General features: G+C 50.1%; 15 protein-coding genes. All 15 read left to right on the forward strand.

The genetic code is table 11. From position 1 onward, the window contains the following. The first annotated feature begins 112 nt into the window (after positions 1-112). The gene (locus tag WC959_07070; protein ID MFA5688891.1) at positions 113-3,463 is read left to right on the forward strand and encodes a hypothetical protein; all 3,351 of its coding nucleotides are present in this window, start codon (positions 113-115) and stop codon (positions 3,461-3,463) included. Between the two features lie 147 nt (positions 3,464-3,610). Then, positions 3,611-4,288 (forward strand): hypothetical protein, encoded by a 678-nt coding sequence (locus tag WC959_07075; GenBank protein ID MFA5688892.1) that lies wholly within the window; start codon positions 3,611-3,613, stop codon positions 4,286-4,288. Positions 4,289-4,291: 3 nt separating this feature from the next. Continuing rightward, the gene (locus WC959_07080; GenBank protein ID MFA5688893.1) at positions 4,292-5,857 is read left to right on the forward strand and encodes an alpha/beta hydrolase; all 1,566 of its coding nucleotides are present in this window, start codon (positions 4,292-4,294) and stop codon (positions 5,855-5,857) included. After that, a complete protein-coding gene (locus WC959_07085) occupies positions 5,850-7,664 on the forward strand; it encodes an alpha/beta hydrolase family protein (GenBank protein MFA5688894.1) in 1,815 nt (604 codons plus the stop codon). The genes WC959_07080 and WC959_07085 overlap by 8 nt, the downstream gene beginning before the upstream one ends. A gap of 75 nt (positions 7,665-7,739) precedes the next feature. Then, entirely contained in the window at positions 7,740-8,519 is a 780-nt protein-coding gene (locus WC959_07090; protein MFA5688895.1) for a PEP-CTERM sorting domain-containing protein, read from the forward strand. A 93-nt stretch (positions 8,520-8,612) separates the two neighbouring features. After that, on the forward strand, positions 8,613-9,380 hold the full coding sequence (locus WC959_07095; protein ID MFA5688896.1) for a PEP-CTERM sorting domain-containing protein: 768 nt from the start codon (positions 8,613-8,615) through the stop codon (positions 9,378-9,380). 216 nt (positions 9,381-9,596) lie between these two features. After that, positions 9,597-10,358 carry a glucosamine-6-phosphate deaminase gene (locus tag WC959_07100; GenBank protein MFA5688897.1) on the forward strand — a complete coding sequence of 254 codons (762 nt, stop codon included), beginning with the start codon at positions 9,597-9,599 and terminating at the stop codon, positions 10,356-10,358. A 271-nt stretch (positions 10,359-10,629) separates the two neighbouring features. Then, complete coding sequence (locus tag WC959_07105) at positions 10,630-11,205, forward strand: carbohydrate-binding family 9-like protein (protein MFA5688898.1); 576 nt, start codon at positions 10,630-10,632, stop codon at positions 11,203-11,205. Positions 11,206-11,418: 213 nt separating this feature from the next. Further along, entirely contained in the window at positions 11,419-12,342 is a 924-nt protein-coding gene (locus WC959_07110; protein MFA5688899.1) for a hypothetical protein, read from the forward strand. Between the two features lie 163 nt (positions 12,343-12,505). Beyond that, positions 12,506-13,543, forward strand: a complete 1,038-nt coding sequence (locus WC959_07115) for a uroporphyrinogen decarboxylase family protein (protein MFA5688900.1) — start codon at positions 12,506-12,508, stop codon at positions 13,541-13,543. A gap of 342 nt (positions 13,544-13,885) precedes the next feature. Beyond that, on the forward strand, positions 13,886-14,701 hold the full coding sequence (locus WC959_07120; protein ID MFA5688901.1) for an SDR family oxidoreductase: 816 nt from the start codon (positions 13,886-13,888) through the stop codon (positions 14,699-14,701). Positions 14,702-14,703: 2 nt separating this feature from the next. Beyond that, positions 14,704-15,909 carry a mannonate dehydratase gene (gene uxuA / locus WC959_07125; protein ID MFA5688902.1) on the forward strand — a complete coding sequence of 402 codons (1,206 nt, stop codon included), beginning with the start codon at positions 14,704-14,706 and terminating at the stop codon, positions 15,907-15,909. 32 nt (positions 15,910-15,941) lie between these two features. Beyond that, positions 15,942-17,006, forward strand: coding sequence for a sugar kinase (locus WC959_07130; protein MFA5688903.1), 1,065 nt, complete (start codon positions 15,942-15,944; stop codon positions 17,004-17,006). Positions 17,007-17,031: 25 nt separating this feature from the next. Then, positions 17,032-18,483, forward strand: coding sequence for a decarboxylating NADP(+)-dependent phosphogluconate dehydrogenase (gene gnd, locus WC959_07135; protein MFA5688904.1), 1,452 nt, complete (start codon positions 17,032-17,034; stop codon positions 18,481-18,483). A 189-nt stretch (positions 18,484-18,672) separates the two neighbouring features. Further along, positions 18,673-19,962, forward strand: a complete 1,290-nt coding sequence (locus WC959_07140) for a lactate racemase domain-containing protein (GenBank protein ID MFA5688905.1) — start codon at positions 18,673-18,675, stop codon at positions 19,960-19,962. Positions 19,963-20,415: the final 453 nt, after the last annotated feature.

Raw genomic sequence — 20,415 nt, forward strand, 5'->3', positions numbered from 1 at the left:
CAGCAAATAATTATTTATAATTTTAGTTGACGAATCGATTTTTCTACGGAACACTGAATTTCATATCCGGCGCTGTCGTGCCCGATTCGGAGTTGAACACATGATTGCCTGCATGACAATAGAACGTTACAGACAGAAACGCGCACTTAGCGCATTATTATTTGCAATGCTGTTTCTTCTGCCGGCAGCAGTATTCACGGCACCGGAAATCATTTATGCGCAGGGTTTCGCGAATAACAGCGGTTCAGGAAAACCGCTGCGGGATTATGACTGGAAAGTATACACCCGTACCAATGCGTTGGATGAGACCGCAACAAGCAACCGGATTGTTATTAACAATGCCGCTGCGATGGCGAACGTCAATGCCGCCGCACCGTACGGCGATGGAATTGTGGAGGGTTTTTATAATGCCAATTCACATCACATCTCTCTTTCATACACACCGCTGGTGATCAGCAACCTCATGAACATCACGGTGCAGTTCGACATGCGCAATACGTTGGACGTTTCAACCACCAGAATTGCAATTGAAGCCGGCGGGCAGTGGTATGTTTCGGCCAATGAATTCAACTGGACGCACGCAACGCAGTTCAGCACCGTTTCGCTGCGGCTGGACGAAGCGGAATTTCTGCCATTAAATTTTTCGGCGGGCAGTGAACTGGCGCTTCCGGCAAATGCCGCGCCGGTTGCATTCTCTGCACTCGGCGGACACATCACAGCGGCGGGCTTCTTTTTAGAACCGAATAACGGCAGCTCTTCGACGCAGATGCGGGTAGATAATTTTACGGTGAGCGCCGAAGTAATTCCTATTCAATCATCACTGTTTTTTACAATCCTGTCACCGCCGGCACTCTGGGAACGGGTTTATGTGTATGGCGATGCGCTGCTGTCGTCGCCGGAGTTTTGCGATGCGCTGACGAGTGCCGGCATGCGCGCCGTCCGGTTATCCGCAGACCGGTTGAATACGTTTTCGATTCATTCCGCCCGTACGGTAGTTTTGGCGCCGGAAACGGTTTGTCCGCCGGAAAGCCGGCCGGCGCTCACACAGTTTTTACGCAACGGCGGCAATATTGCGGTAATCGGCGCCGGCGCATTTGATTACCGGCCGGTGCCGGCAAATCCGGTGCCGCTCTGGCGCGCGTCCACCGGCGCGACGATTACCTATCCGCCGCAGATCGGAACCATGAAGTGCGATAAACCGGCGCGGTCGGAAATCACCGCGCCGGACGGCGAAAAAGCATTGCATTTTGAAACGACCAGCCGCGGAATGACCAATGTGCTGGCGACGTTCAGCGTGTCACCATCACTGCTGAATTCAAACCGGACGGTATTGACGTTTCTGGCGAAAGGCAGCACCTATGCTGAACTGCTGTGGTTGCAAATTACTGATCATTCGAACGGAACGTGGATTCATTTTCTACCGGTAACGCCGGAATGGAAAACGCACATCGTTTCGCTCGCCGACTTTATTCCGGAAGGCTGGTCGGACGCGCTGACGCCGTATCCGCTGCTGAATCCGGAAAACATCAGCAAAATTTCGATCGGAATCAACAACGCGGTAGTGTGGCGCGAAAAACCGATGGCGTTTTCCATCGGTTCAATTGATCTTGCCGAAAACGCCGCCGGAATTTATGCGCCGACATCGGTGCAGTTGAAATACCGGATTCCGTATCTGGAACTCGGCATCACCGCGCCGGAATGGATTTTTGATCCATTCGCCGGATGCGCCGCGCCGGAAAATAATGTGAGTATCACTGCCGCGCCGGATTCCGGCGGACTGGCTGCCGGCACTGATGCCGGAATTTCTGTCGCATGGATTTGTCCGCCGCCGTATCTGGAACATCCCGGTACGCAGATGGGCACGGATACAGCCAGCGAATATAACACCAAAGAAAAACGCCGGATGCGCCGGATTCCGCTCTGGAACGGCACGGCCGGAAATTCCGGTGCGCCGGCAGCGCCGGTAGCAGAACTGCGATTTTTTGCGGCGGGAGAACTGTTTGGCGCCGGCGTTGCGCTGTTCGGTTTTACGCCGGACGAATTTACAGAAAAACCGGCGCTGATTTCGTCCCTGGCATCATCATTGCATTACGCGCTGTTCACGCCGAAAATTCTGTCGGTGATTCCGAACACCACCAGCGCTGCCGAAACGTCGGTGCCGAAGGTGAAAGTGACGCTGCATAATCCGACCACCAATATTATTCGCGGCACATTAAGCGCGAATGCCGGCGCCGGAAGAGTCAGCGGTGCGATGAGTATGGATATTCCGCGCCGGAATAAGGCCACCCGCGAACTTGAGCTCGATGCCGTGCCGGCTGATTTTCCGTTTACAGCGTTCGACTGGGAAGCGGTGTATGAATGGACCTCCGGCAGCGACCGGTTTGCCGACCACGTGGATGCCGAACGGACACTGCTCTACGCCATCCGGCACATGATTCAGATTCAGGCAGCGCACGATGACGGACGTTTAACGCACCATTATTTCGGGGATGCTTATGGCTCGCGCGCGATGTTTCTTTATCTCGAATGGCTGCGCCGGAACCCGGCACAGCTCGCTGAAAATGCTGACTTATGGTACGGAATTTCAACGAATGCGATTGATGTTACGGCACGCCGGTTTACGCAGATGATGCTCGACCGGCAGACATCTTCCGGCACAGCCAAAGGCGCGGTTCCGATTGGTTACGGTGAATATAATATGCCGTACTTCAACAGCGCCGACGGCGGAAATATTACACTGGCGCTGGCGCAGGCGGCGTCGCGCATGAGCGATGCGGCGCTGCGCGAAGAAATTTATACGTTTACCGGCAGGCTGCTTGATCTGGTTGAAACGCTGTACACCGGCAACGGATTGTACCGCACCGGACTGCGCGGCGGAGTTCCCACCCAGGCTACGCTGTGGTACGTCATGCCGGATGTGATGGGCGCGCAGGCGATTTATGCGCTCGAAAAAAACAGCGCGACCTATTCAAATCTTTTCGCGCGCAACACACGGCTGTTTATTGAGCTGGAATACAGCGCCGACAGTTATTTTCAGGCGGAGGCGCTGTGCTGGGCGTACCTCATATTTAAAGAGAGCGATCCGGAGTTGAGCACCGCAGTTTCTGACTGTCTGCGACAGACATTCCTGCCGGGAATGACCAGCGGCGGCGAAACGCATTTTTATAATATGGGCGGGCGCGGTTCGTTGCGTGCGCTGCCGCTGCTTTATTATCAGCAGCTGATTGAAAACAGCGCCGGTTCGCGTGCGGCGTTGCTGAAATATTTGTGGGGCGCTGGGTCGGAAAGCTCCAATGTGTCTGTGCGCCGGCAGGCGGAGCTGCACCCGCGTCCGCGGCACGGCGAATCGATTGCCGCTGCCAAACTGGCGGAATATACATCGGTCTGGCTGATGGAACTGCTGGATCCCGGTTCAACACTGCTGCCGCGGTTTGACGCTGTGATGCAGCCGGGACAGAACTGAAATTACTGATGAGTGGAGGTGAAAACAGGTCAAAAACAAGTTTAATAAATAATTATTGATTATGTGGTTGACAGGTTTTGATTTTCAGGGATAGTAAATGAATAAATCCGGCCGGGTTATCGCCGGTGATAAAAGGAGAACAGCTGTATGAAAGCAGGAAATAAAGCATTCGGAGCGGTTTTATTTGCAACTCTTTTTTCGATATCCAGGGCGCTGGCGGCAGAAACGCTGTACGCACAGAATTTTTCCAATAATACCGGTACGGAACAGCTGGCTTCGGCCTATGGCTGGAAGGTGTTTTCCCGTTCATCCGATGTGTCAAAAGCGAGCAGGCGTATCAGCCGTTATACCGGGTCAAAAATTCAGATGAGAAATGTGAAGGCGCTGGCGCCGTACGGCAAAGACGAGGCGAAAGGATTTTACAGTGCTAATTCGCCGCACCTTTCGCTTTCTCATGTGCCGCTGGCAATCAGCCGCGCAAAACATCCAAATGTCACGCTGAGTTTTGATCTGCGGACAACAGCGGCGGCATCTACCGCGCGGTTTGTGTTTAAAACGGCGGACGGCTGGTATGTTTCAGAAGAGATGTTTGCATTTCCGTCCACGTCAAATTTTCAGACATTTGCGGTGAAACTTTTTGGCGATACAAAATTCCTTCAACTGGATTTTAAAACCGGTAAACTGGGAATTAATCCGGCGCCGGCGGTCGCCGCCTCTGAAATTACCGGCGATATTGAAAATGTCGGTTTTTTCTTTGAACCGAATACCGGCGCAGATGCCACTGTGATGCGGGTTGATAATTTTGCAGTAACCTCGGGCTCATAATATATGTCCGCTTTTTTGCAATATAGAAAGAATTTCCGGCGGCATCTTATTCCGGCGGCGGTTCTATGTGCGGCGCTTTTTCATGCGCCGCCGGTTCTGTGTTCGGAATTCATCATTTATGCGCAGAGCTTTGCAAATAATGTTGATAAGGTAGGTCAGTTCTGTGCCGATTATGGCTGGAAAACATATTCCGGCAGTGCCGCCGGCGATTTTTCATCGAACAGTAAACGGATCACATATTTTTCCGGCGCCGCGGTGATGGCAAACGTGCGCGCATTGTCGCCCTATGGACAGGAAATAGACCGGGGCTGTTATCTGGTAAAATCAAAACATATTACACTGGCGTATGTTCCGTTGCCGGAGGGCGTTTATTCCAACCTTAATTTAAAATTTTCCATCAGGCATGACGCGCTGGAAACCCAAACGTATTTTGCATTTCAAGCCGGCGATACCTGGTATGTTTCGCAGGATACGTTCAGCAATACAAACGCGTTTAAGGAATGTTCCATTGCGCTCGCCGGCGATGTGCAGTTCCGGCGACTGAATTTCACACCGCGGTCTGTATTGGAGATTAGCAGCGATGCGCCGGTGGCGTTTTCTGAAATTACCGGTGATATCATAAATGCCGGTTTTTTACTTGAGCCGGATGGTACTGTAGACACCAATATGCGGGTGGATAATTTTGTGATTACCGGCGGGGGCCGTGTGTCGTCTTCCGGGACGATATTTGCCGTGAAATCGTTTCTTCCGGCGGATGCCGGCTTTACCGGCTTCGACGAAGCGGTGGTGTATAAAACTGCCGGCTCGGAACAGTTGCATTTTTATCTGTATAAACCCGCAGGCTGGCAGTCGTCAGACCGGCGCCCGATGATTCTCTTTTTTCACGGCGGCGGCTGGATCGGCGGCAGTCCGTCGCAGTATGCAAGTGCGTGCCGGACATTTGCGGATAAAGGATTTGTTACCGCCACGGTGAAATACCGGCTGGCGGCAGCGGCGAACCGTCCGCCGGGCATGGATACGGTTACGGCGCATTTTCGCACGGTCGAAGATGCAAAAAGCGCATTCCGGTATACAAAAGCCAATGCGGCGGCATTCGGCGTTGATCCGGCCAAAATTATCACTGCCGGCAGTTCCGCCGGCGCGCATTTGTCGATCTGCGTTGCACTGCTGGATGTATTGAATGATCCGGCCGACAACCTGGATATTGTGCCGGACCCGGCAGCGGTGATTCTGATGTGTCCGGTAATCGACACCGGTCCGCCGCCCGGTTATGAAATAATCTATAACCGGTTCAAAAACCGTTACAAAGAATTTTCACCGATTGACAATTTGCGTTCCAACATGCCGCCGCAACTGATTCTGCTGGGCGATAAAGATACGATTCTGAGTGAAGAGCATGCCCAAACATATCAGAGCAAAGTGCGGGCGCTCGGCAGCGTGTGTGAACTGGTCATGGTTGCTGGCGCCGGGCATTCGGCATTTTACACCGGGAAGTATGCCGAAGCGGCGATTCAGGAGACGACGGATTTTCTGGAAACATTTAATTTAACGGGTGAATACCATGAATAATTTTAAACGGCACGCGGTACCGGTATTTGCGCTGGTTTTTGCGGCGGTTATGGGAATGACAAAAACCGGAGCTGCTTTTCTTTTTGCCACAGCCGGCGATGCTCCATCTGAATACGGATATATTTATGCCCAGAATTTTGCGAATAACAGCGGGGAGAGCCAGTATGTAGATGTCTATGGCTGGCACGCATATTCACAGACGAATGCAGCAGACATCACATCAAAAAACAGTAAACGGATTATCGCATACATCAATGGAAAAACTCCGGTGAAAAATGTTGCGGCGCTTTCTCCGTTTGGTGACGAAACGACCACCACCGGAGTTTATGTGGGAAATACGTGGCAGGTTTCTCTGGCGTATGTTCCGCTTCCAATTGACATGAGCACTCAGCCGAATATTATTCTCGGCTGTGATTTGAGAATGGCAACGAACTGTTCAATCGCCCGCTTTGCATTTCAGGCCGGCGATACCTGGTATGTTTCCGAAGACACATATAATTACACGCATGCCACAGAATATAAAACCGCCAGGATCGGCCTGTTCGGTGACGCAGAATTCCGGGAACTGGTATTTGTGCCCGGAACATCATTGCAGTTAAGTCCCGAACCGGCGGTGCCTTTTTCCAGTATCACCGGCAATATTTCCAATGTCGGATTTTATCTGAATCCCAACACCGGAACCACTGCGGTTTATATGCGGCTGGACAACTATACGGTTGAATCTGTTGAAACTGCAGCTGTTACCTCCGAGATCGCTCCGTCACAGATTGAAGAAAGTAATTACGTGCCGGTTGAAGAGGTGTTTATTCCTCGTGCTCAGTTTGAAGAACAGTTTGCAGTTTACGCTGGAAAACTGCGCGGCACCGGTGCCGCGCGCGTTACGCCGGAAATGACGGTGCTGTCCACCGAAAATCTGGATGGCTACGTCCGGCAGCTGGTTGCATATAATGTGGAAGAAAATGAACGGATCACCGGCTGGCTGCTGATTCCCGCCGGACTTGCCGTCGGGGAAAAACGGCCGTTAATGATGTGCATTCACGGCACCAGCGCTTACGGCAAAGATGCCCCGGTCAATAATTACAGCAATTATCCGACTGAAGACGTGACGGAGATTGAAAAACGGAATCAGCGTAAGTTCGGCGAGGATCTGGTTAAGCGCGGGTTTATCTGTTTTGCACCGGATCGCCCCGGTTACGGTGAGCGGGTACTGCCGGGCGCCACCGGCACCACAATTGAAAAAGCCAATGCCTACAAAGCGGATTTCGCGGCGCGCTATCCAACCTGGAGCTATGAATATGGCAAAGTCGTGCATGATCTTCAGCAGGCGCTGGATTTTCTTGTCGAACTGGATTTCGTGAATACGAATAGAATCGGCAGCATGGGGCATTCGCTGGGCGGACACGACAGCCTTGATATCGCCGCAATGGATGAACGCATTAAAGCCATCGCGCACAGTTGCGGCGGCGGATTTGTGTATGACTCAAAACTTTGGACGAGTCCGGCGACAGTGGAAAACGCGGTTGCTAAAATGAATCTTGGACAGTCCGCGCGCCGGAATCTGTTCCATCAAAAAATTGCACCGCGCGGCGTACTGCTGATGATCGGCCTGAACGATCCTTCCAGTCCGCTGGGAATACTTCCGGCGCTGGAACTGATCACCGAATATTATAAAGAACAGCTGCCGATGTACGGGCTGACGCGTCAGCATCCCTTTACTGTGCTGGCGCACACCGCCGGGCACGCGATGCCGGATTATATTCGCGAATATGCTTATGACTGGTTGGAAAAACAGCTGATGGAATACTAAATTTTTGCGAATGGATGTAAAACAGGACGCATCCGTTCAGAAGAACAGAAACATAACAAACAAGGAGAAAAGACAATGAATAAGACCTGTACGAGTAAAGTTAAAAAAGGATTCATTTGCGCAATGATTTCCTCAGTGATCCTTTCGTTCATTGCGCCGGCTTCGGCTGAGATAATCTATGCGCAGGGATTCGCCAATGAAATCGGTTCTGGCAGCGCTACGAATAAACCGATGAGTGATTATGATTGGGAAACATATTTTGGCACAGGTGCTACAACAGGCTCTTCCTCTGTGCGAATTTATACAACCCCTACAAATGCCGGAATAGTCAACGTAAATGCCGCAACTCCTTATGGCGAGAATATTATATATGGAGTTTATCAGGTTAATGCCGCAAACATTCAGTTTGCGTTTACGGCTCTTACCTTAGATAGAAATAACTATGAACAAATTACACTGCAATTCGATATAAGATCCGGAACTGCAGCAACGCATCATTTCGCAGTTAAAATCGGTGATGATTGGTATGTTTCGGCAGCGACATATGATTCTGAAAACATAAGGTTTGAGACTCACAATCTAGTTCTTGATACCGCAGATCTCATCGCGTTGGATTTCAGTACAGCTCCTGGTGCTAGAACATTAGGGCTTACAACAACCACTCAAAATTTTGCAGCTATCGCCGGTGATATTACGGCCGTTGGCTTCTTTGTAGATCCCGGAGCCGGCAGTACATATATGCGCGTTGACAACTTTATCGTCACGGCAATTCCTGAACCGGCGACACTGGGGCTGCTTGTTCTGAGTGTCGTTGGAATCTTCGGATTCCGTCGCATCCGCAAGGAACGCGCATAAGTGAATTAGGATAACAAAATTTAAATGAACGGATGTAAAACAGGGCGCATCCGTTCAGAAAAACAGAAACATAACAAATAAGGAGAAAAGACAATGAATAAGACCTGTACAAGTAAATATAATAAAGGGTTGGTTTTTGCAGTCGTTTCTGCAGTAATCTTTTCATTAGCAATTCCAACGCAAACCATTGCAGACATAGTTTATGCTCAAGGATTTGCAAACGATACCGGTAGTAGTGCAAAATTGTCTGATTATGGCTGGTATTCATATTCAAATACGAATGCTTTGAATGTATCCGGCAACAATCGGGTTGCACAGCAAAACGGTTCAGCGGCGTTAACCGCTGTAAATGCGGATACTCCCTATGGAGATAACATTCCTCAAGGGTTCTATACGGCTGCTTCCGGGGCCATTTCTTTGGCATATGTCGAGTTGGCGTTAAGCGGGTATACAGATATTTCTTTATCATTTGGTGTACGAAATTCTGTGGACACGTCTTCAACCCGGTTTGCGATTAAAGTCGGAAGTGACTGGTATGTTTCAGAAACAACTTATAATCAAATAACATCTTCTTTTGTGACGTACTCGTTGGACTTATTAGCAGACACAGAGTTTCGTGCGGTGAATTTTACACCCAGTGTCGAACTTGCCATTTCTACAGATCCAGTCGTAGAATTCGGTGATATTGCCGGAAATATTACTGCGGTTGGATTTTTCCTCGATCCTAATCATGGAGGGGCCACAACAACTATGCGCGTTGACAACTTTATCGTCACGGCCATTCCTGAACCGGCAACCCTTGGACTGCTTATAACAAGCATTGCTGGAGTTCTCAGCCTGCGTCGTGTCCGTCGTGCGTAAGTGAATTAACACAGTAAAAACGCCGGCATTGTGAATGCCGGCGTTTTAGATGAATGCAGGCCGCAGGACTGGGATGGCGCGCTGTCGCTGTCTGCCGCATAAATAGGAATAAAAAATTGACTCTGCGAGCCAACGCTACAATTTTCTTTTCATTTGCGTTCATTTGTATTTATTCGCGGTTGCAATAAAATAAGCAAAAACAACAGAAAGGAGATTATGAAAAAAACACAAAGGAAACCGGTTATTCACATTGGAAAAACCAAAAAAGAAATCAGCATTGCAGCGGGAGAGCTGGGTGCACGCCTGATTCGTAAAGCGATTAAAGAAAAAGGCCGGGCGAATATTATTGTGGCGACCGGCGCGTCACAGCTCGATATGCTGCAGACTTTGACGACAGCAAAAAATATTGACTGGACGAAAGTCACCGCCTTTCATCTTGATGAATACATCGGTCTGCCGATTACCCATCCGGCGTCTTTCCGGAAATATCTGTGGGAACGGTTTGTTTCTCAGCTGCCGCTGCCGCTGGCGGCATTTCACTATTTAAATCCTGAAAAAAATCCGGTGGCGGAATGCCGGCGCGTCAGCGAAATCATCAGAAAACATCCGGTTGATGTCTGCTTCGCCGGATTCGGTGAAAACGGACATCTGGCATTTAACGATCCGCCGGCGGATTTTAAAACTGCGGAACCGTATATCGTTGTAGATCTGGATGAAGCCTGCCGGAAACAGCAGCTGGGTGAAGGCTGGTTTAAAACGCTGGCGCAGGTGCCGAAACAGGCAATATCGATGTCGGTAAAACAGATTATGAAATCGAAAGCGATTGTCTGCACTGTCCCGGGTAAGGTCAAAGCGCAGGCGGCGAAAGATTGTTTGAACGGAAAAATTACGCCGCAGCATCCGGCCTCCATTCTGCAACGCCATTCGTTTGTCCGGTATTTTCTGGATGAAGATGCTGCGTCACTGCTGGGAAAATAATTCATTCACCGCAAAAGAACGCAGAGAACGCGAAAGAGAAACCGCCAGAAAACCACGAATGGACACAATTGTTTTTTACAAAGAGAAAACGAAGGAAAAGAAGAATTTCATTCATTAATGCCGATTCGTGTTAATTCGTGGTTAAAATAATTTTGCCGGAATAATTTTGCAAAAAGAAGACGTGCGTAAAAACCGGAACCCGGCGGATAACAGCACAAATTTTGCGTTCTATGCGTTCTTTTGCGGTTACAATTAAAATTAGAAAGACCTAATGGAAACCGCGGGACATAATACATACAGAGTTCAATCGGTTTGTGAGACTGTCGCCGTTAATGCTGCGTGGGACAAACCGGAGTGGGAGAAAATTACACCGCTCATGTTAAATCAATACATGGGTCATTTGCCGGCCCACCGCCCTGAAACACAGGTGAAGCTGGGATGGAATCAGGAATATATTCATGTAATTTTTAAGGTAAAAGACAGTTATGTGCGGGCCGTTGCGACAGAGCATCATGAAATGGTGTGCCGGGACAGTTGCGTCGAATTTTTCTTTACGCCGTCAGCCGATATACGTCAGGGCTATTTTAATCTGGAGATAAATTGCATCGGTACAATATTGCTGTATCATCAGTGCGGCAGAAACAAAGACCGGGTTATAGTGGATCAGGCGGATATTGATTCACTCAAGGTGGCCACTTCTTTGCCGTATCGGCAGGCGATAGATCCGGAAATTGTTCAGCCGGTGGAGTGGACTGTGGAGTATGCTCTGCCTTGGGAAATATTGAAAAAAATATGCGGATGTGGTGCCGCCGGCGCCCGGAGTTGTCTGGCAGGGAAATTTTTATAAGTGCGCCGATCAAACGTCGCATCCCCACTGGTTGACGTGGTCAAAGATTCCGCTGCCGAAGCCGGATTTTCATGTTCCGCAATATTTCGGGCAATTAGAATTTACGGATTAAGAATTATTTAGTGTAACCGCAGATGACGCGGATAAAAATAAATTTAGTGATAAAAGAAGCGTGTTCCACAAATTTTCAATTTTATTTTGGAGAAATAGATTATGTCAGCGGGATTGTTTGATATTCAGGTGAACGGCTTTGCCGGTGTGGACTTCCAGCAGATGAATGTAAGTTTAAGCGCACTGCGGCGTGCGGTGGATAAATTGCATGAACATCAGACGTCCCGTTTTTTTCTGACGCTGATTACGGATGATTCAGCGCGGCTGGAAAAAAAACTGGCGCACTATGAACAGCTGCGTGCGGCGGACCCGGTGATTGCCGAAACGGTGTGCGGTTATCATCTGGAAGGGCCGTGGCTTTCGCCGGAACCCGGATTTCACGGTGCGCATGATCCGCAGTTTATGGGTCCGCCGGAAATTAAACTGTTTGAACGGTTTCAGCGCGCCGCCGGCGGGAATGTCCGTTTAATCACACTGGCACCGGAACAGCCGGGCAGCGCGGAGTTTATTCGCGCCGCAGTTTCTGCCGGCGTACAGATTTCGCTGGGACATACCAACGCCGGTGCAAAGGATATTGAGGATGCCGTGGCCGCCGGCGCAAAATTCTGTACGCATCTCGGCAACGGCGTACCGCCGGAACTGCCGCGTCATGATAACGTGATTCAGCGGTTGCTGGCGCGCGACGAACTGACCGCATTTTTTATTCCCGACGGCATTCATCTGCCGCCGTTCGTTTTGCAAAATCTGTTCCGCGCTAAACCTGCCGGCAAGGCGCTGTTTACAACTGACTGTATGGCTGCCGCCGCTGCACCGCCGGGCAATTATACGCTGGGTGCGATGAAGGTTGCCGTCGGCAAAGACCGCATTGTGCGTCAGCCTGGACGTCCCGGTTTCGCCGGTTCGGCGTTAACTGCGGACGACGGCGTAAAAAATATTTACAAGTGGCTCGGCCTGTCAGAAGCAGAAAGCCGCGCGCTGTTTTCACCGGAAATTGTAAAACAGTTTAGCCTGACAGAGCCGGTTTAACCGCGGATTTAAACAGATGAAGATGGATTTTCTAAAATGTCTGCCGGAAAATGAGCGGAAAAAAGAAAATAGATTTCATTTTTTATTCACCGGATGCTCGTTTTTTATCCGTTTATATCTGCGTCATCCGCGGTTAATTTATTAATACGATTGGAGGTTCTTTATGACCGATACGCAGTGGCAGGTTTTGTTAAATATTATTCGCGGTGAAACGGTTAATCCGGTTCCGGCGGGATTTATCATCGACAGCCCGTGGCTGCCGGGCTGGTTCGGCTGCAGTACGCTCGATTATTTTGCCAGCGATGAAATCTGGTTTGAAGCCAACCGGCGCGCAGTTGAAACGTTTCCGGAAATTATTTTTCTGCCGGGATTCTGGTCGGAATATGGAATGTGCACCGAACCTTCCGCGTTTGGATCGCGCTGCATGTGGAACGAAAACAACCTGCCGCACGCCGACCGGATTGTTGATGATGTAGACAACCTGCCGGAATTCTGTAAAAAATTCCGGCGGCCGGATGTCACAGTTGCCGGTATGCTGCCGTTTGTGTTGAGCCGCGTGCGCCGGATGGAACCGGCGGTGCAGCGCATCGGACATCAGTACCGTTTCGCCGTTGCGCGCGGGCCGCTGAATATTCTTTCGTTTTTAATGGGAACCACCGATTCCCTGATGGCGTTGAAACTTTATGAAGAGGAAACGCATTTTCTGCTGAATGAAGTTTCAGAGTTCCTCGTTGATTGGATCGGACTGCAGCTGAAAACGTTTCCGGCGATGGACGGCATTCTGCTGCTGGACGATATCATCGGTTTTCTCGGTGAAGAGGACTGTCGGGCATTCGCGGTTCCGTATTTGAAAAAAATTTACGGTGCGTTTGATGTGAGCGTAAAGTTTCTGCATAACGACGCCGAAGGCCGTGTCTGTGCGCCGTTCCTGCCGGAAACCGGTGTGAATTTATTTAATTTCAGTTTTAACCACAGCATCCCGGCAATGCAGAAGCTGACCAAAGGGCAGGTTGCACTGCTGGGAAATATTCCGCCGCGCGATGTGCTGGCGCAGGAAACACCGTCGCAGATTGAAAACTGTGTGCGCGAAACACTCTCCGGAATTCATGATAAACGCCGTCTGATTCTTTCCGCTGGCGGTGGAATGCCGCAGGACGTCAGTACAGAAAATATTAATGCGTTTTTGCGTGGCATAAAATAATATCAAATTAACTTAACTGGTATTTTTTACCACGGATGACACGGATATAAACGGATGAAAGAAATATTTTTGACGGGATTTACAGGATTAACGGAATTTGAATTTTATCCAGTAAATCCTGTTAATCATGTCAAAAAATTCTCCGTTCTCTTTGCTGCCTCTTTGTGAAGATCCGTTTAAATCCGTGGTTAAATCAATGTGAATCAGGATAATTTTATATAATTCCCTGCGCGGGTTCCGGTTTTCACCGTGGAATTTGTATAAAAATGAAATATCGTCTTGATTGCGTATATTTATTAAACTACTTTCTCAAACTATTGAGAAAAAATAAGGAGGCAGAAAATGAATAACCTGTTTACTATCGAAGATAAAGTGATTGTCGTTACCGGTGCGGCAGGAGTTCTGGCAGGCGGTGCTGCGAATTATCTGCAGGAGCAGGGCGCAACGGTGATTTATCTTGATCTAAATCAGGCTGGCGCGGACAGAACGGTTGCGGCAGCGCAGAAGATTTCCGATAAGTGCTGCGGTTTTGCATGCAATGTGCTGAATCAGGATGCGCTGAATTCGGTTTACGATGCGGTACTGGAACGTTACGGAAAAGTGGATGTGCTGATTAACGGTGCCGGCGGAAATATGCCCGGTGCAACGATCGGCCCGGATCAGGATATTTTTGATTTGAAGATTGATGATTACGGCAAGGTATTGGATCTGAACCTGAAAGGAACGGTGCTGCCGACAATGACGTTCGCCAGGGCGTTCAAAAAACAGAAATCCGGCTGCGTAATTAATTTTTCGTCGATGTCCGCCACGCAGGCGCTGACGCGCGTGCTCGGTTATTCAAACGCGAAGGCAGGAGTTGATAATCTGACGCGCTGGCTGGCATCAGAATTCGCGATCCGCTATGGCGCCGGAATCCGCGTGAATGCAATTGCTCCGGGATTTTTCGTCGGCAAGCAGAACCGCGCGTTATTAATCAATGAAGACGGTTCATATACTGAACGCGGTCAGCAGGTGATTAATAAAACGCCGTTCCGGCGTTTCGGCGAACAGCACGAAGTGTACGGCACAATTCATTATCTGATTTCAGATGCCGCCGCATTTGTTACCGGTGTAATTGTTCCGGTGGACGGCGGGTTTTCTGCTTTTTCGGGTGTTTAAGAATGATTCGTCTTAAGGAAACGATGCGCTGGTTTGGTCCGGCTGATCCGGTTACGCTCTGTGATATTAAACAGTGCGGCTGTTCCGGTGTAATTACATCACTGCATCACATTCCTTATGGCGATGTGTGGACACGCGAAGAAATTATAAAGCGGAAAAAGGAATTGGATGCGTGCGGTCTTGAGTGGATCGCAGTTGAATCAGTTCCGGTTTCCGAGGAGATAAAAACACGTACCGGCGGTTATTTACGGCATATAGACAATTACCAACAAACAATTCAAAATCTCGGCGCTGAAGGCATCAATGTTGTAATTTATAATTTTATGCCGGTACTCGACTGGGTACGCACTGATCTTCAGTACGCTCTTCCTGACGGAACGGAATGCCTTTATTTTGATCCGGTGAAATTTGCGGCATTTGAAATTTATCTCTTGAAACGCACCGGCGCTGAAAATGATTATACGCCGGAGCAGCTTCAAAAAGCGGAAACATTTTTTAACTTACTTTCGCCGGCGGAAATCAGAAATTTTGAGCGTACAATTATTGATATATTCCCCGGTGTAAATTTAGGGTTCACAATTCAGGATATCCGTGACATGCTTGCGAAATATAGGAATATCACCGGTGACCGGTTGCGTGAACATCTGAAACTTTTTCTTGAGGAAGTGATTCCGGTTTGTGAAGCATGCGGCGTGCGTATGGCGATTCATCCTGACGATCCGCCGTATTCAATTCTGGGTCTGCCGCGAATCGTATCCACTGAAGAAGATATTAAAATAATTCTTGAAATGGCTGATTCTCCGGCAAACGGAGTCGCATTCTGCACCGGCTCTTTTGGCGCACGTTCCGATAATGATCTGCCGGAAATGATCCGCCGTTACGGCAGTCGGATTCAAGTGTTTCATTTCCGCAGTACACAGTGTAATCCCGACGGCAGTTTTTATGAAGCGAATCATCTCGAAGGCTCTGTTGACATGTATGAAGTTGTAAAAGCAGCGCTCGAAGAGATGAAAAAACGCAAAGATGCCAACCGTTCGGATTGGCAGTTGGCGTTTCGTCCGGATCACGGACACACGATGCTTGATGACCTTAAAAAACCGTTGGCATCGACTCCGGGCTATTCCTGTATCGGACGGATGCGCGGGCTTGCCGAAATCAGAGGCCTTCAGTTTGGCATCAGTAGAAGTTTTAAAAGAAAGAAAACCTGAACTTATAATAAAGATCGATAGGAGATAGAAGTATGATAGAAAAGAAATATTCATTAGTTATTCCAACCAGCATGGGAATCCGTTTAACGCCGGTTGATTCGCAGCCGTTTCATTGCAGCGAACTGTTTAAAATGCAGGCGACGAGCGCCGAGAGTAATGTTGCGAGCGTGGCGTCGTTTCTCGGCATGCCGGTAAAAATTTTGACAGCATTTGTGAAAGGCAGCCCGGTGTCACATTTCATTAAAGATAATCTGCGCAGCCGCCGGATGGATTTTGAGGGACCGGAGTTTGATCAGGGCGGGCCGTGGGGTTTCCGGCACCAGATTAATATGGCGGACAGCGGTTTCGGCAGTCGCGGGCCGCGCGTTCAGAATGATCGCGCCGGTGAAGTCGGCCGCGAACTCAGCGTAGATCATTTTGATCTGAACCGGATTTTTGCGCAGGAGGGCGCGCGGATTGTACATCTGTCCGGTTTGATTGCGGCGCTGTCGCCCAAAACCGGTAAGTTCTGTTTGGATATTGCGCGCGTTGCGAAAGAGAACGGTTCGCTGATTTCCTTTGATCTGAATCACCGTGCGAGTTTCTGGAAGGGTCGTGAAAAGGAACTGGCAGAAGCGTTCGCCGAGATTGCGTCGCGCGCCGATATTCTGATCGGCAACGAAGAGGACTACCAGCTCTGTCTTGGTATTAAAGGACCGGAAGCCGGCGGCAAAGGGCTGGATGATAAAATTGACGGATTTAAAGAAATGATCGGGCGTGTGCAAAAGGCGTATCCGAACGCGCGCTGGTTTGCCACTACGCTGCGCGAAGTGATTTCAGCGAACAGCCATTTGTGGGGTGCGCTGGTAACGGACAGTAAGGACTGGGAAATTATTAAACCGCGCGAAATCGGCGTGCTGGATCGCATCGGCGGCGGCGATGGATTTGTCGGCGGCCTGCTGTACGGAATCCTCAAAGGCTGGGATGTGCAGAAGTGCGCGCAGTTCGGCTGGGCCAGCGGCGCGCTGGCGGCGACGATGCTGACGGATTATGCTCAGCCCGCCGATGAAGATCAGCTTTGGAGCATCTGGAAAGGCAACGCGCGTGTTCAGCGGTAACAAAAATTAATTGAGGAACAGTAAAATGAAAAAAGCAGATATTGGATTAATCGGTTTAGCGGTAATGGGTGAAAACCTTGTGCTGAATATGGAAAGCAAGGGATTCACGGTGGCGGTGTTCAACCGGACGGTGGAAAAGGTTGATCATTTTGTGAGCGGCCGCGGTGCCGGAAAAAATTTTATCGGCTGCCACAGTATTGAACAGCTGTGTGCATCGCTGGAACGTCCGCGCAAAGTGATGATGTTGGTGAAAGCCGGCAAAGCGGTGGACGATTTTATCGAACAGGTTCTGCCGCACCTTGAAGCCGGCGATATCATCATTGACGGAGGAAATTCTCTATTTATAGACACCATACGCCGGACAGAATATGTTGAAAGTAAAGGTTTCCTTTATATCGGTACCGGCGTTTCCGGCGGCGAAGAGGGCGCACTGCTGGGTCCGTCCATTATGCCCGGCGGCTCGCCGGCGGCGTGGCCGGCAGTAAAACCGGTCTTCCAGAAAATCTGTGCGTATACTGATGACGGTGAGCCGTGCTGTGACTGGGTTGGCGAAAACGGCGCCGGACATTTTGTGAAGATGGTTCACAACGGAATTGAATACGGCGACATGCAGATGATCTGCGAGACGTATCAGATGATGAAAGACGGACTCGGCATGTCGAACGACGAAATGCACGAAGTGTTCAAAGAGTGGAACACCGGCGCGCTGGATTCTTATCTGATTGAAATTACGCGTGACATTCTCGGCTACCGGAATGAAGACGGCGATGCGGTGATTGATTACATTCTGGACGCCGCCGGACAAAAAGGCACCGGCAAGTGGACGGTGGAAGCGGCGCTGGATGTCGGACAGCCGTTAACGCTGATCGGCGAAGCAGTTTTTGCGCGCTGTCTTTCTGCGCTGAAAGAGGAGCGTGTCGCGGCGGCAAAAGAACTGAACGGTCCGGATCCGGTATTCAGGGGGAACCGCGCTGCATTTATTAAAGATCTGGAGCAGGCGCTGTATGCCTCGAAAATTGTTTCGTATGCACAGGGCTATCAGCTGATGCGCGCCGCCGCCGGTGAATATAAATGGAATCTGAATAACGGCGGTATTGCGCTGATGTGGCGCGGCGGCTGTATTATCCGTTCGGTATTCCTCGGAGAAATTAAAGCGGCGTTCGACCGCAATCCGGATTTAGTGAATCTGCTGCTTGATCCGTTTTTCACGGCCGCAATGGAAAAAGCGCAAACGGGCTGGCGCCGGGTTATTGCTTCGGCGACGGAACTTGGGATTCCGGTGCCGGCGCTCAGCGCGGCTCTGGCATATTACGACGGTTACCGTTGCGGACGTCTGCCGGCGAATCTGCTGCAGGCGCAGCGCGACTATTTTGGTGCGCACACCTACGAGCGGACCGATAAACCGCGCGGCGAGTTTTTCCACACGAACTGGACCGGCCGCGGCGGCGATACAGCGGCGTCGACTTATATTGTTTAAAAAAAGAAAGATGGTTTTTAAACAGAAGATCGCAAAGTGCGCGAAGATGTTTAATCGCAGATAACGCGGATAGAAACGGATTTTCTACAGAAGGAAATAAAAAGTAATCGCCACGCAAAACACAAAAAACGTGAAGATTTTACGTTCTTGGCGGTTATAATAAAAATTAAAATATTATAAGGAGAAATTATGCCGTGGTTTTATGAAGAGAAGGATTTTATCTCGCGCGCAGAAATTGAACAGATGTGTCAGCGCACACTGGATGAAGCGCGTGAGCGGTTGAAGTGCGATTTAAAACGCGTACTGCTGCTGCCGCCGGATATTACCCGCGCACACAGCGGCGCCGGCTGGATCACTGAAACATTTTACAAACTGCTGGCGCCGGCAGGCTGTGAAGTGCATGTGATTCCGACGCTCGGTCAGCACGTTCCGCACACCGAAGCGGATAACAAATGGATGTTCGGCAGCATTCCGGAAGCGTGTATTCATGAACACGACTGGCGCAGCGGCGTGACGCATCTCGGCACCGTGCCGGCATCGTATGTTCAGGAAAAAACCGGCGGCAAGGTCGATTGGGAAATTCCAGTGGATCTGAACACGATGACGGTAACGGAAAAATGGGATTTGATTATTAACATCGGTCACGTTGTTCCGCACGAAGTGCTCGGGTTTGCGAATCATAACAAAAATTATTTCATCGGGCTCGGCGGCAAAGAAACGATTTGTGCGTCGCACCTCGCTTCCGGTGTGGTCGGAATCGAAAACAACCTTGGGCAGTTAATTACGCCGGTGCGCGCGTGTTATAATTACGCTGAAGAAAAATTTCTCGGACATCTGCCGGATGTTTATGTGCAGGTGGTGATGAAGCGCGACGATGAAAATAATCTGGTGCACAGCGGCGTATACGTCGGCGACGATCTGGAAACGTATTTGATGGCGGCGCGCACCAGTCGCGCGCAAAATATCACGCTGTTTGATAATCCGGTGGAAAAAATTGTCGCGGTGATGCAGGCCGACGAATTCCGCGCGACGTGGGTTGCAAATAAAGCCATTTACCGCACACGCATGGCGATGGCCGGCGGCGGCGAGCTGCTGATTATTGCGCCCGGTGTCGAACGTTTCGGCGAACAGAAAGAAGTGGATGCGCTCATCCGCAAATACGGTTATTGCGGCACACCGAAAGTGCTTGAGGCATACCGGCGTGAAAAGGATTTGCAGGAGCTCGCGCATGGCGCGGCGCATTTACTGCACGGCTCGTCGGAAGGCCGGTTCACGATTCGTTACGCGCCCGGACATCTCACGCGCGCAGAGGTGGAATCCGTCGGTTACGAATACGCCGATCTGCAGGAAGCGCTGAAACGCTATAATCCGGAAACAATGCAGGAGGGCTGGAACACCATGCCGGACGGCGAAAAAGTATTCTTTATCAGCACGCCGTCCGCCGGACTCTGGGCTACCCGCGACCGGTTTGCAGATTAATTTATACCGGCGGATGGAGGATATACAGTTGTTCTGTTCAGATTCTATCGCGGATATAAACAGATTGATTCATGTTGCTGTTTCCTGATTGAACCGTCTGCGGCGGTTGCAAAATTCACTGTTTTACGCGGGTAGGTGTTGATCCATGTTCCGATCCCCGGAGCATGTGCTGATTCGACCCGCTTTTTCCTGTTGGAATAAACTGTACGGACGAACTGGTCCGTGTTTTCATTTCTGCGGCGTCCCTATGTACTGCAACGGATGGCATAATACAGGTGTGTTCGCTGCCTGCCGCAAACATTAGAGCATTTTAAATTAATGTATAGCCGCAAAAACGCGCAACAATCGCAAAATAATTACGGGCCGAATGATTGATAAACCGCAGAGCGCACTGAGAACTTTTCAACTCCCAACTGTAAACTGAAAACCCTGAACACGGAACGCGGCGAGGGC

It is taken from the genome of Kiritimatiellales bacterium (assembly GCA_041656295.1).
GTDB lineage: Bacteria > Verrucomicrobiota > Kiritimatiellia > Kiritimatiellales > Tichowtungiaceae > Tichowtungia.